A 12,072-nucleotide genomic window follows, 5' to 3' on the forward strand; every position below is an offset into this window, starting at 1 on the left:
TCAGTCCGCGTCGGCCGTCACGGCCGGCTCCGTGGAGGCCACATCCTCCGCGGAGCCGCCGCGACGCCGGAGGCCGTAGAAGAGGCCTCCCCCGATCAGGAGGGTCAGCAGCACGCCCGCGACACCGGCGATACCCCCACTGAGTCGGTCGTTGTCGACACCCTTGGTGCCGTAGTCCTCGAAGGGGCTGCCGGTGGACGGCCCGTCGGTCTTCTCGGAGTCGATGAAGCCGGTCTTGCCCGCGACGTACTCCAGGCCGTCGGGGTGGCTGCTGGCGTAGTAGCTGCCGACGCCGGCGACGAGCAGCGCGACGAGGAGGCCGGCGAGCAGGAACTTGCGGTGCGCGCTCATGCGGCGGCCTGCGAGGTGACGAGGGGCTTGCGGGCGGCGAGGCCCCGGGCGCCGTGCACGAGGTCGGGGCGCGAGGCGAGCACCGCGCTCACCACCAGGCCGGTCACCACCGCCTCGCCGATGCCGATCACCAGGTGCCAGCCTACCATCGCGGTGAGCACCTTGCCGGTCGCGACGTCGGCGGTGCCACCGATCGCGAAGAGCACGGTGAAGACGGTGGCGGCGGCCGGCACGGACACCAGCGCGCCCAGCGCCGCGGCCACGGGCACCGAGCCGAGGGTGCGCGGCAGGACCGCGAGCACGAGCCGGAAGACGGCGTAGCCGACGGCGACGCCGACGATCGCCATCAAGGTGATGTTGGTGCCGAGCGCGGTCAGCCCGCCGTCGGCCATGAACAGGCCCTGGACGAGCAGGACGACGCTGATGCACAGCGTGGCCGTCCACGGCCCCACCAGCACCGCGGCCAGCGCCCCGCCCAGCAGGTGGCCGCTGGTGCCGGCACCGACCGGGAAGTTGATCATCTGCCCGGCGAAGACGAAGGCCGCCACCAGGCCCGCCATCGGCGCGGTCCGGTCGTCGAGCTCGGCACGCGCCTTGCGCAGCGCCACCCCGACACCGACGGCCGCGACCACCCCCGTCGCGACCGACGTCGGCGCGTCGAGGAATCCGTCGGGGACGTGCATGGCACTGCTCCTTGTTCGTCCGGTGTTCGGCCGCGGCTGAGCGGGGTAGTTAGATGGTTCCGAGCAGAGTCCACCTTATTGCATGCCGTTTGCAACAGCATCAGCCCGTCAGGAGCCCGCACCCATGAGCGACCAGGCCCGCCTCTCCGCCGGCGACACCGCCCCCGCGTTCACCCTCCCCACCGACACCGGCGAGGAGGTCTCCCTGGCGTCGCTGGTCGGTGAGGGCAAGAAGGTGATCGTCTACTTCTACCCGGCCGCGATGACGCCGGGTTGCACGAAGCAGGCCTGCGACTTCACCGACTCCCTCGACGCGCTCCAGGGTGCGGGCTACACCGTCGTGGGGATCTCCAAGGACACCCCGGCCAAGCTCGCGAAGTTCCGCGAGCGCGACGGGCTGAGCATCACCCTGCTCTCCGACCCCGGGCTCGACGTCCACCGTGCCTACAGCGCCTACGGCGAGAAGAAGCTCTACGGCAAGATGGTCGAAGGCGTCATCCGCTCCACCTTCGTCGTCGGCACCGACGGTCGGATCGAGCTCGCGCAGTACAACGTCAAGGCGACCGGCCACGTCGCCAAGCTCCGCAGGGATCTCGGCCTCGCGGCCTGAACGCCCCGACCACTCGAAGGACACCCCAGATGACCTCGCTCCACCAGTCGCTCGCCGACCTCGCCCGCGACCACGGGCACGACCTGTTCCGTGACGCCGGTGCCTTCCGGGGCTCCCTCGACGACTACCTCGACGAGGGCCAGGCCTCCAGCGGCACCATCAACCTGCTCACCGACGCGGTCCGCCTCGGCGCCCTCGACGGCCTGGTCACCATGCTCGACAGCGGCGCGAACGCCGCCGACGCCGTCGAGTCCGCCGGCCAGCGGCTGGCCCGCGACCGCGGCAGCGCGGACGTGCGCGGGTGCCAGTGGGCGGTCGCCGTGCTCGGCTTCGCGCTCGGCAAGGTCCCCGAGACCCTGGTGACCGGGCTCGACCCGGACGCCGGCACCACCGCTCCCCCGGCGCCGCCCTCGTCGTACCCGCCGGTGGCCTCGCCCGTGCGGCCCCCGCTGCCGCCGGTCACCTCGCCGGTCGCGCACCCGCAGCAGCCGATCGTCTCGCCGCCGCACCAGCCCAACGGCCCGGGCGGCTACGCCCCGCCCGCCCCGGCGTACGCCGGCGGGGGCTGGTCGCAGCAGCCGCCGGCCAAAAAGAGCAAGACCGGTCTGGTCATCGCCGGCGTCGTGGCGGCGCTGGTGCTCATCGTCGGCGGCATCGTCGCCGCGGTCGCGCTCAGCGGCGGCGACGACGAGAAGGACCCGAAGAAGGCCGACGACCCGACCAGCAAGACGACCGACGAGCCCACCGACGACCCGAGCACCGAGGTCCCCGACATCGGCGGCCCGAAGGTCGAGGGCAAGGGCTACGCCGTGCAGCTGCCGAAGGGCTGGACCGACGGCACCGAGGAGTTCCTCGCGCAGAACAAGAACGTGCCGACCCTCGACAAGGTCTTCCTGTGGGGCGACAGCTTCAACACCGCGCGCGGCAACGTGATCGTCGAGACCCAGTCGTCGTACGGCTACACCGACCCGAACGACCTCAAGGAGAACTGGAAGAAGGCCCTGGTCTCCTCCGACACCGGCGCCCAGATCACCGACGGCTCCAACATCTCCATCGACGGCCAGACCGCGCTCTCGGTCGACATCGCGCGGACCAACGACAGCGACGTCAAGGTGCAGCAGCGCTCCTACCTCGTCATCAACGGCGACAAGGGCTACTCGCTCACCGTCTCGCTCAAGGACGGCGACGACGACGTGCTCGACAAGTTCGACGAGATGCTGACCACCTGGCGGTGGAGCGAGTAGTCCGCTGACCGGCGAGGACGGGCACGTGCGGCGCGGACGCCTCCTGCGGGGGCTCCTCGTCGCCTCCGTCCTCGCCGGCACCGCCCTGCTGGGCCCGCCGGCGGCCGCCGGCGAGCCCGTCCCGGGCGATCCCGAGGCAGCGCTCGCCGAGCAGTACGCGCCGGTGCTCATGCTCGTCCACCAGGACGAGCCCTGCGGCCCGGGCGAGCCCTACCTGCCCAGCGACGTCGGGGTCCTCTTCGACAACCCGACCGTCGCGCTGCGGGGTCCGTGGACCCCGCGCGACCTGGTCGCCGTCGGCCCCTCCGCCGACGAGGTGTCCGAGGGGCTGCCCGGCTACGAGCTCGACCTGCCCGGCAACCCGCTCCAGCCCGGCTGCTCCTACGAGAAGTGGGCCCGCGAGCAGTGGCGCGGCGCCGAGCCGACGATCTACGCGCACGTCGCCTTCCAGAAGGGCGTCGAGGACCGGTTCGCGCTGCAGTACTTCTTCTTCTACGCGTTCAACGACTACAACAACAAGCACGAGACCGACTGGGAGCGGATCCAGCTCGAGTTCCCGGCCGCCGACCCGGCGACCGCGCTGGCCGAGGGCGTCGCTCCCGACCTGGCCGTCTACTCCCAGCACTACGGCGCCGAGAAGGCCGCCTGGGACGACGACAAGCTGGAGATCGAGGACGAGACCCATCCCCTCGTCTACGTCTCCGCCGGGTCCCACGCCAACCAGTTCTCCGCCGGCGTCTTCATGGGCAACACCGCCGCCACCGGCTTCGGCTGCGACACCACCGCCGGTGACCACGACGCGGTCCGGGCCACCGTGGCGACGATCCCCTCCGATCCCGAGGCCGCCGCGGCGGCGTACCCGTGGATCACCTACGCCGGCCACTACGGCGAGGTCGGCCCGAAGCGCTTCTACGCCGGGCCGACCGGCCCCAACCGCAAGGCGGCGTGGGACCGGCCCTTCTCGTTCTCCGCGAAGGCCCGCGACTCCTCGATCGAGGTGCCCGGCGGGGCGCACGGCGGCGCCGTCGCCCAGACCTACTGCGACCTGGTGGGCAAGGGCAGCGACCTCTTCCGGCAGTACGTCGACAGCCCCGGCCGCGGCCTGGTCGTGCTGCTCGGCGCGCTCGCGGTCGTGGGCTGGTTGCTGCGCCGCACCGACTGGGCGACGGCGGCCCTGCCGCTGCACCGGGTCCGCTCCGCCGGGCAGGTGATCTCCGCGGCCTGGCAGGTGCTGCGCGCGCGACCGGCGCTCTTCGGGCTCGCGGTGCTCCCCTCGGCCGCGCTCAACATCGGCGCCGCCGTGCTCCAGGGCGTCACCGTCGCCACTGCGCTCCCCGGCTGGGCCGGCGGGCTGGCGCTGGCCGTGGGCACCCTCGCGCTGCCCGTGTCCGCCGGCGCCCTCACCGTGGTCCTGGCAGCACTCGACCGGGACGGTCTCGCGGCGCGGGTCGACCTCCGGGCGGCGTACGCCGAGAGCGGGCGCCGCCTCGCCCGCGGACTGCCGGCGCTGGCCGTCGCCGCACTCCTGCTGCTGACCCTCACCGGCTCCGTCGTGCTGGTGCCGCTCGTGTTCGTGGTGCTGCTGGCCGCGGTGCTGCTGGTCCCGGTGCTCGTGCTGGAGGGGCGCGGCGGCTTCGCCGGGCTCCCGCGCAGCGTGCGCCTGGTCCGGCACTCCGTCGGCACCCTGGTGCCGGTGCTCGCGCTCTCGCTGCTGCTGCTGACCACCGTCGGGGCCGTCGTGGCCGCGCTGCTGTTCGTCGTCGTGCCGCTGCCGTTCGTCGTGCTCAACACGGTGCCCTCGGTGGTGCTCGGGCTGGTGTGGCCGTTCGTGGCGGTGCTGTCCGGCTACGCCTACGGCAGCGCGACCGAGCGCTCCAGGTACGACCGCGCGGCGCCGACCAGCGCCGCCACGCCCGCCTCCAGCGTCGGGCGGCCCACCGGGGCGTAGTGCGGCGAGTGGTTGGCCGGCACCCCGTCGAGCACCGTGCGCATCTCCTCGATGCTCGTCGCGCCCGCGAAGAGCGCGGGATCGGCCCCGCCGAGCAGCCAGTAGGCACCCGGCACCCCGGCGGCGTCGGAGAGCATGCCGACGTCCTCGCTGCCGGTCACCGCGCCGGGGTCGACCACCAGGAACCGCCCGGTCTCCGCGAACGCCGCCGCGACCTGTGCGCACGCGCCCTCGTCGTTGACGACCGCCGGCAGCGAGAACAGCACCTCGACCTCCGGCTCCCGCGGGGCCCCGGCCGCCGCCGCCTCGGCCTTCGCCATCCGCTCGATCGCCGCCACCGCCCGGTCCCGGACGTCCGGGTCGGTGCTGCGCAGGCTGATCTCCAGCACCGCCTGGTCCGGGATGATGTTGCCGCGGGTGCCCGCGTGGAAGGTGCCGACCGTCAGCACCACCGTGTCGCTGCCCGAGACCTCCCGCGAGACCACGGTCTGCAGGCGCAGCACCAGCGAGGCCCCCATCACCACCGGGTCCACCGCCGACTCCGGCCGCGAGCCGTGCCCGCCCTTGCCGTGCAGCACCACCCGGATCATGTCCGTGGCCGCGAACGCCGGCCCGGGCGTCACGCCGAGCAGGCCCACCGGCAGCGGCGCCACGTGCTGCCCGAGCACGACGGCCGGCGTGCCGAACCGCTCCAGGAGCCCGTCGGCGAGCATCGAGCGGGCGCCCGTCCCGCCCTCCTCGTCGGGCTGGAACACCAGCACCAGCCGGCCGGCCCAGTCCTGCTCCGCCGCGAGCTGCTCGGCCGCGCCGAGCAGGCAGGACACGTGGACGTCGTGCCCGCACGCGTGCATGACGGGCACCTCGGTGCCGTCCGCCGCGGTCGCGGTGGCCGTGCTCGCGTACGCCAGCCCGGTCTCCTCGCGCACCGGCAGCCCGTCCATGTCGGCCCGCAGCATCACGCTCGGGCCCTCGCCCCGCGCCAGCACGCCGACGACGCCCGTCCCACCGACGCCGGTCGTGACGTCGTACCCGAGCGCGGTGAGCCGCTCGGCCACGATCCCCGCCGTCCGGTGCTCCTGCCGGCCGAGCTCGGGGTGGCGGTGCAGGTCCTCGTAGAGCGCGGTCAGGGCGTCCAGGTCGATCGTCATGGCTCGATCCTGCCCCCGTGCCGGTGGGCTTTCGAGCGGGTGGACCCGGATCTGGCAACGGCTCTCAGCGCTGCTCCGCCTAGACTCGTCCCGCTTCGGCCGGAGTGGTGGAACTGGCAGACACGCGGGTTTTAGGTACCCGTGCCTTCGGGTGTGCGGGTTCGAGTCCCGCCTCCGGCACCGGAGGCGCTCAGCGCAGCAGGTCGGCGGCCAGCGGCGCGATCTCGCGCAGCGCCTTGCCGCGGTGCGAGATCGCGTCCTTGTCCTCGCGGCTGAGCTCGGCGGTGGTCACGCCCGGGTGGTCGTCGGCGACGAACAGCACGTCGTACCCGAAGCCGCCGCTGCCCCGCACCTCGCGGATCACGGTGCCGTCCATCCGCCCCTCGACGACCAGCTCGCGGCCGTCGGGGTGGGCCAGGGCGATGACGCAGGTGAAGTGCGCCCCCCGCGCCCCGTCCGGTACGTCGGCGAGCTGGTCGAGCAGCAGCCGGTTGTTCCGCTCGTCGGACTTCGGCAGCCCCGACCAGCGCGCGGAGAGCACGCCCGGCATGCCGTTGAGCGCGTCGACGCAGAGGCCGGAGTCGTCGGCGATCGAGGGCAGGCCGGTGGCGGCGACACCCGCCCGCGCCTTGAGCAGGGCGTTGCCCTCGAAGGTGGGCTGGTCCTCGACCGGCTCGTCGTAGGGCGCGACGTCGTCGAGCCCGGCCACCTCGACGCCGGGCAGGTGCGCGGCGAGGATGCGCTGCATCTCCGCGATCTTGCCCGCGTTGCGGGAGGCGACGAACAGCCTCACTCCGACAGCGCCTCGCGCTGCAGGAGGGTCAGGTCGGCACAGCCCTTCTCGGCGAGCGCGAGCAGCGCGTCGAGCTCGGCCCGGTCGAAGGCGGCGCCCTCGGCGGTGCCCTGCACCTCGACGAACTTGCCGTCGCCGGTCATCACGACGTTCATGTCGGTCTCGGCCCGCACGTCCTCGACGTAGGGCAGGTCGAGGCGGGGCGTGCCGTCGATGATGCCGACGCTCACGGCGGCGACCGAGCCGGTGAGGGCGCCGGGGACACCGAGGGTCGCGCAGGCGTCGGCCAGGGCGACGTAGGCCCCGGTGATCGCGGCGGTGCGGGTGCCGCCGTCGGCCTGGAGCACGTCGCAGTCGATCTGGATGGTGTTCTCGCCGAGCGCCTTGTCGTCGATGACCGCACGCAGCGAGCGGCCGATGAGCCGGCTGATCTCGTGGGTGCGCCCGCCGATCCGGCCCTTGACGGACTCGCGGTCGGAGCGGGTGTTGGTGGAGGCCGGGAGCATGGCGTACTCCGCCGTCACCCAGCCCAGCCCGGACCCCTTGCGCCAGCGCGGCACGCCCTCGGAGGCGGACGCGGCGCACAGCACCCGGGTCTTGCCGAACTCGACGAGCACCGAGCCCGCCGGGTGGTCGAGCCAGTTGCGGGTGATCGTGATGGGGCGCAGCTCGTCGTCGGCGCGGCCGTCCTCGCGGGTGCTCATGGGGGCCAACCTACCGAGCGACCGCCCACGCCCGCCGGACGGCCCACGGCCCCAGGTCGCGGGCCCGGCGGCCCACCCACGGCGCCCCCTCGGTCACCATCCACGCCACGTCGCGCCGCCAGCTCGGCGGGCAGCCGCCCTCCGGGACCAGGCTCGGCAGCGGTACGTCGAAGCCGGCCACGCGCAGCCGCTCGGCCCAGGCCCGGGCCAGCGCCCGGTGCCCGACCTCGGAGGGGTGGAACCGGTCGATCGACCAGCTGGCCCGGTCGAGCACCTCCGGCATCAGCGCCAGGTCGAGGCGCAGGCCGCCGTAGGTGGCGTGCACGTCGTCGTAGACGTCGTTGAGGAGGGCGATCCGCTCGCTGATCGGCCGCACGACCATCCGGGGCAGGCCGAGGATCGTGCCGTGGTCGTGCCAGCGCACCGTCATCAGCGTCGCACCGACGGCGGTCAGCTCCCCCGCGACGTGGTGCAGGTCGTCGTGCAGCCGGTCCGGGTCCCAGGTCGAGCGCAGCGTGTCGTTGACGCCCACCAGCAGCGAGGCCAGGTCGGGGCGGTGCGCGACCGCCTCCGCGAGCTGCTCCTCGCGCACGACCGTCGCGGTGGCGCCGGAGATCGCGACGTTGCAGAACGACACGTCGTACGACGCCTGGAGGGACTCGCTCAGCAGCCGGGCCCAGCCCCGCCACCGGCCCCCGGGGACCGGGTCGCCGAGGCCCACCGTGGTGCTGTCGCCGAGAGCGGCGAAGCGCAGGTATCCGTTGCCCACGGCCGCAAAGGTCGCGGGGCCGGGAAAGCAGACGGTCACCGGTCGGTGTCGTGTCCGACAACGACCGGTGACCGTTTCAGGTCGCTTCCCTGCGGGCCCGGGATCCGCAGGGGGTGGCCCGGGCTACTTCACCTCGGCCCGCATCACCCGGAACCAGCCGGCGACGAAGGGCAGCACGATCCAGATCAGCATCGAGGTGCCGAGCTGGGCGTACTCCTGCCCGCTCAGGTCGAAGTCACCCTCCATCAGCGAGGACTGCGCGGTGCCCAGGTCCAGCCAGGGCGCCGCGTCGTGCAGGCCGCTGATCGTGCCGAAGATGATCGAGGAGGCGATCGGCAGCACGAAGAAGAGGACGATGGCGGCGGGGGTGTTCAGCAGGATCAGGCCGTAGGCGAGGCCCTGCATGATCGACATCAGCTGGAGGAAGAAGAACAGCACGAAGACCGTCAGGGTCACGTCGGCGAACTTGTCCTCCGCGCCGCCCACCAGGGTGAACAGGGTCGCGATCACGACCGCCGCCGCGAAGGCTCCGGCGCCCCAGATCAGGGCGGCCACGACCTTCGAGGCGATGACGCGGGTGCGTGACGGCTCCAGGGCGAAGGTCACCATCGCCGTGCGCTGGGTCCACTCGGTGGTGACCAGCAGGATGCCGAGCACCGGGAGCAGGAACCCCTGCGGGGTCGCGGCGAAGCCGATGAAGTTGCCGAAGATCCGGTCCTCCGGGTCGGCGACGGCGAAGAAGATCACCATGGCCACCGCGGTGATCGCCACGATCGTGCCGAGCAGCCAGACGCCGGCCCGGGTGTCGCGGGTCTTGCGGATCTCCACGCCCACCAGGCGCAGGAACGGCGTCCGCGGGGTGGCGCTGATGTCCAAGGTCTGCGTGGCGCTCATCGCGGCACCTCCTGGTTCGTCGTGGGAGCCGTCACGCCCTCGCGGGCGGTGGCGGAGGTGAGGTCGAGGAAGAGGTCCTCCAGCCCGGCGCCGCCGGAACGGAGGTCGGTCAGCACCACACCCGCCTCGAGCGCCGCCCGGCCGACCTGCTCGGTCGTGGCGGTCACCTTGAGGCCCTCGCCGGCCGCCTCGACCGTGTGCCCGCCCCGCTCCAGCGCGGCGCCGAGCGCGGCGTTGTCGAGGGAGGTCACCAAGGCGATGGCCGTGCCGTCGCCGGCCGCGGCGAGCAGCGTCTTCTTGTCGCCCTGCGCGACGATCCGGCCGTGGCCGATGAGGATCATCTCGTCGGCGATCAGCTCGACCTCGTGCAGCAGGTGGCTGGAGAGCAGCACGGTGCCGCCGCGGTCGGCGTAGCCCTTGAGCAGGCCGCGCATCCACCGGATGCCGGCCGGGTCGAGGCCGTTGGCGGGCTCGTCGAGGATCAGCACCGACGGGTCGCCGAGCAGCGCGTGCGCAATGCCGAGGCGCTGCTTCATGCCGAGCGAGTAGTTGCGCAGCCGGCGCTTGGCCTCGGAGTCGGTGAGACCGACCAGGGCGAGGATCTCGTCGACCCGGCTCGACGGCAGGCCCATGGTCTTGGCGCCGACGGTGAGGATCTCGCGGCCGGTGCGGCCCGCGTGCTGGGCGGAGGCGTCCAGCAGGACGCCGACGTGCCGCCCGGGGTTGGGGATGTCGTGGTAGCGCAGGCCGCCGATGGTGACCTGGCCGTGGGTCGGCGGCGTCAGGCCGACCATCACGCGCATCGTGGTGGACTTGCCGGCGCCGTTCGGGCCCAGGAAGCCGGTGACGCGACCCGGCTGGGCGACGAAGCTGACGTCGTCGACGGCGGTGAACCCGCCGTACGAGACCGTGAGTCGATCAACTGTGATCATGGCTCCAGCCTGCCCGAGCCGACGGCCCCGCACATCGGACCTGCGTCCCGAACGGCCCGGACTTAAGTAGGGGGTGCTCCGTCCCGGGGATGCTGCCGCCGGCGTCCCCCGGGCCCCTAGTCTCGGGCCATGGACAGCTCCGCCGACTTCCAGCCGCCGCTGCGGCTGTGGAGCCACGTCTGGCGCTACCTGCTCGCCCTCGTCGTCGGCTTCGTCGTATGGGCCCCGGTGATGGACGACCAGGCCGACGGCCACCCGGTGCTGTTCTGGACCGACCTCGTGGTCGGCGTGGCCTGCTTCGTGCTGGCCTTCTGGCGGCGCCGCTGGCCGATGACCGTCGCGGTGATCACCCTGCTCGCCACCCCGATCAGCTCGCTGTCCGCGGGCGCCTCCACGCTCGCCGTGGTCTCGCTCGCCACCCACCGCCGCTGGTGGCAGATCATCTCGGTCGCTGCGCTCAACCTGGCGATGACCTGGTGCTACTACCAGGTGCAGCCGGTCGAGGACACCGACCCGTGGTGGCTGCTCACCCCGATCACGATCGCCGCGGTCGCCGCGACCATGGCGTGGGGCATGTACATCGGCTCGCGCCGCGAGCTGCTGTGGACCCTGCGCCAGCGGGCCGAGACCGCCGAGGCCGAGCGCGACCTGCGCGCCCAGCAGGCCCGATCCACCGAGCGGGCCCGGATCGCCCGCGAGATGCACGACGTGCTCGCCCACCGGATCTCCCAGATCTCCCTGCACGCCGGGGCCCTGACCTTCCGCGAGGACCTCAGCGCCGAGGAGATGCGCAGCAGCGTCGCGGTCATCCAGGCCAAGGCGCACGAGGCGCTGACCGACCTGCGCGAGGTGCTCGGGGTGCTCCGCGAGGCCGGGGACGGGACGGCGCTGACCGGCCCCCAACCGACGTACGACGACCTGACGGGCCTGGTCGCCGACGCCCGCCTCGCCGGTGCCTCCATCGACTACGACGACCGCCTCGCCGGCCACGAGCCTCCACCGGTCGCGGTCGGCCGCACGATCTACCGGATCGTGCAGGAGGGCATCACCAACGCCACCAAGCACGCGCCGGCCGCCGCGCTGCACGTGCTCGTCGCCGGCTCCCCCGCCGAGGGCGTCGACGTGGTGCTGCGCAACGCGATCGGCTTCGGCCCCACCCGCACCCCCGGCGCCGGGCTGGGCCTGGTCGGGCTCACCGAGCGCGCCGAGCTGCGCGGCGGGACGCTGGTGCACGGGATCGAGGACGCCTCGCCGGACGGTCAGCCGCCGTCGTTCGTGCTCCGCGCGTGGCTACCGTGGTCCTCCGAGGAGACCACGCGGGCGGGGAGCGAGTGAGATGACCGAGGTGCTGATCGTCGACGACGACCCGCTGGTGCGCTCCGCGCTGGCGCTGATGCTCGGCGGGCAACCGGACGTCGTGGTGGTCGGCGAGGCCGCGGACGGGCGGGCCGGCGTACGGATGGCCCGGGAGCTGACGCCCGACGTGGTGCTGATGGACATCCGGATGCCCGTGCTCGACGGCCTCGCCGCGACCCGGGTCCTGCACGGCGAGCCGGACCCGCCGCGGGTGATCGTGCTGACCACCTTCGACGCCGACGACTACGTCGTGGGCGCGCTCGCCGCCGGGGCCGACGGCTTCCTGCTCAAGGACACCCCGCCGGGGGAGATCGTGGCCGCGATCCGCAAGGTCGCCGACGGCGACCCGATGCTCTCCCCCTCGGTCACCCGCACCCTCATCGAGCGGGTCCGCACCGACTCCGGCGACAGCCGCACCGCGGAGGCGCAGCGGCGGCTGGAGCGGCTCACCGAGCGCGAGCTGGAGGTCGCGACCGCCGTCGGCCGCGGCCTGTCGAACGCCGAGATCGCCGGCGAGCTGCACCTGTCGGTGCCGACGGTGAAGGGCCACGTCTCTCGGCTGTTCGAGAAGCTGGAGACGACCAACCGGGTGCAGATCGCGCTGTGCATCCGCGACGCCGGGCACCCGGTGGAGTAGCGC

At 73.3% G+C, this 12,072-nt stretch carries 13 protein-coding genes and 1 tRNA gene; 6 read left to right on the forward strand and 8 right to left on the reverse strand.

The window, feature by feature from the left end:
* Complete coding sequence (locus MRBLML1_RS08415) at window positions 1–351, reverse strand: PDGLE domain-containing protein (protein WP_364514197.1); 351 nt, start codon at window positions 349–351, stop codon at window positions 1–3.
* A complete protein-coding gene (locus MRBLML1_RS08420) occupies window positions 348–1,034 on the reverse strand; it encodes an energy-coupling factor ABC transporter permease (protein WP_364514199.1) in 687 nt (228 codons plus the stop codon). Before MRBLML1_RS08420 ends, MRBLML1_RS08415 begins: the two co-directional genes overlap by 4 nt.
* A gap of 124 nt (window positions 1,035–1,158) precedes the next feature.
* Between MRBLML1_RS08420 and bcp the strand changes: the two genes are divergently transcribed.
* From bcp to MRBLML1_RS08435, 3 genes are read left to right on the forward strand one after another with little or no spacing between them, the layout of a single operon-like run.
* On the forward strand, window positions 1,159–1,644 hold the full coding sequence (gene bcp, locus MRBLML1_RS08425; protein ID WP_364514202.1) for a thioredoxin-dependent thiol peroxidase: 486 nt from the start codon (window positions 1,159–1,161) through the stop codon (window positions 1,642–1,644).
* Window positions 1,645–1,673: 29 nt separating this feature from the next.
* Window positions 1,674–2,888: a hypothetical protein gene (locus MRBLML1_RS08430; RefSeq protein ID WP_364514204.1), complete on the forward strand. Its 1,215-nt coding sequence runs from the start codon at window positions 1,674–1,676 to the stop codon at window positions 2,886–2,888.
* A 25-nt stretch (window positions 2,889–2,913) separates the two neighbouring features.
* Window positions 2,914–4,836, forward strand: a complete 1,923-nt coding sequence (locus tag MRBLML1_RS08435) for a hypothetical protein (protein WP_364514207.1) — start codon at window positions 2,914–2,916, stop codon at window positions 4,834–4,836.
* Here the strand turns inward: MRBLML1_RS08435 and MRBLML1_RS08440 are convergent.
* Entirely contained in the window at window positions 4,740–5,984 is a 1,245-nt protein-coding gene (locus MRBLML1_RS08440; RefSeq protein ID WP_364514209.1) for an amidohydrolase, read from the reverse strand. The genes MRBLML1_RS08435 and MRBLML1_RS08440 overlap by 97 nt on opposite strands.
* A gap of 98 nt (window positions 5,985–6,082) precedes the next feature.
* Here MRBLML1_RS08440 and MRBLML1_RS08445 point away from each other — a divergent pair.
* A tRNA-Leu gene (locus MRBLML1_RS08445) sits at window positions 6,083–6,164 on the forward strand.
* A 10-nt stretch (window positions 6,165–6,174) separates the two neighbouring features.
* Here MRBLML1_RS08445 and rdgB read toward each other — a convergent pair.
* The 5 genes from rdgB to MRBLML1_RS08470 form a co-directional block, all read right to left on the reverse strand.
* Complete coding sequence (gene rdgB, locus MRBLML1_RS08450) at window positions 6,175–6,777, reverse strand: RdgB/HAM1 family non-canonical purine NTP pyrophosphatase (RefSeq protein ID WP_364514211.1); 603 nt, start codon at window positions 6,775–6,777, stop codon at window positions 6,175–6,177.
* Window positions 6,774–7,481, reverse strand: a complete 708-nt coding sequence (gene rph / locus MRBLML1_RS08455) for a ribonuclease PH (RefSeq protein WP_364514213.1) — start codon at window positions 7,479–7,481, stop codon at window positions 6,774–6,776. The genes rdgB and rph overlap by 4 nt, the downstream gene beginning before the upstream one ends.
* Window positions 7,482–7,491: 10 nt before the next feature.
* Window positions 7,492–8,250, reverse strand: a complete 759-nt coding sequence (locus MRBLML1_RS08460; RefSeq protein WP_364514216.1) for an SGNH/GDSL hydrolase family protein — start codon at window positions 8,248–8,250, stop codon at window positions 7,492–7,494.
* A 123-nt stretch (window positions 8,251–8,373) separates the two neighbouring features.
* Entirely contained in the window at window positions 8,374–9,144 is a 771-nt protein-coding gene (locus MRBLML1_RS08465; RefSeq protein WP_364514218.1) for an ABC transporter permease, read from the reverse strand.
* Window positions 9,141–10,076 carry an ABC transporter ATP-binding protein gene (locus MRBLML1_RS08470; protein ID WP_364514221.1) on the reverse strand — a complete coding sequence of 312 codons (936 nt, stop codon included), beginning with the start codon at window positions 10,074–10,076 and terminating at the stop codon, window positions 9,141–9,143. The genes MRBLML1_RS08465 and MRBLML1_RS08470 overlap by 4 nt, the downstream gene beginning before the upstream one ends.
* 129 nt (window positions 10,077–10,205) lie before the next feature.
* Between MRBLML1_RS08470 and MRBLML1_RS08475 the strand changes: the two genes are divergently transcribed.
* Window positions 10,206–11,411 carry a sensor histidine kinase gene (locus tag MRBLML1_RS08475; RefSeq protein ID WP_364514224.1) on the forward strand — a complete coding sequence of 402 codons (1,206 nt, stop codon included), beginning with the start codon at window positions 10,206–10,208 and terminating at the stop codon, window positions 11,409–11,411.
* A gap of 1 nt (window position 11,412) precedes the next feature.
* Window positions 11,413–12,069: a response regulator transcription factor gene (locus tag MRBLML1_RS08480; protein WP_364514227.1), complete on the forward strand. Its 657-nt coding sequence runs from the start codon at window positions 11,413–11,415 to the stop codon at window positions 12,067–12,069.
* Window positions 12,070–12,072: the final 3 nt, after the last annotated feature.

Source organism: Nocardioides sp. LML1-1-1.1, assembly GCF_040676175.1.
In the GTDB taxonomy this organism is placed as follows: Bacteria; Actinomycetota; Actinomycetes; order Propionibacteriales; family Nocardioidaceae; genus Nocardioides.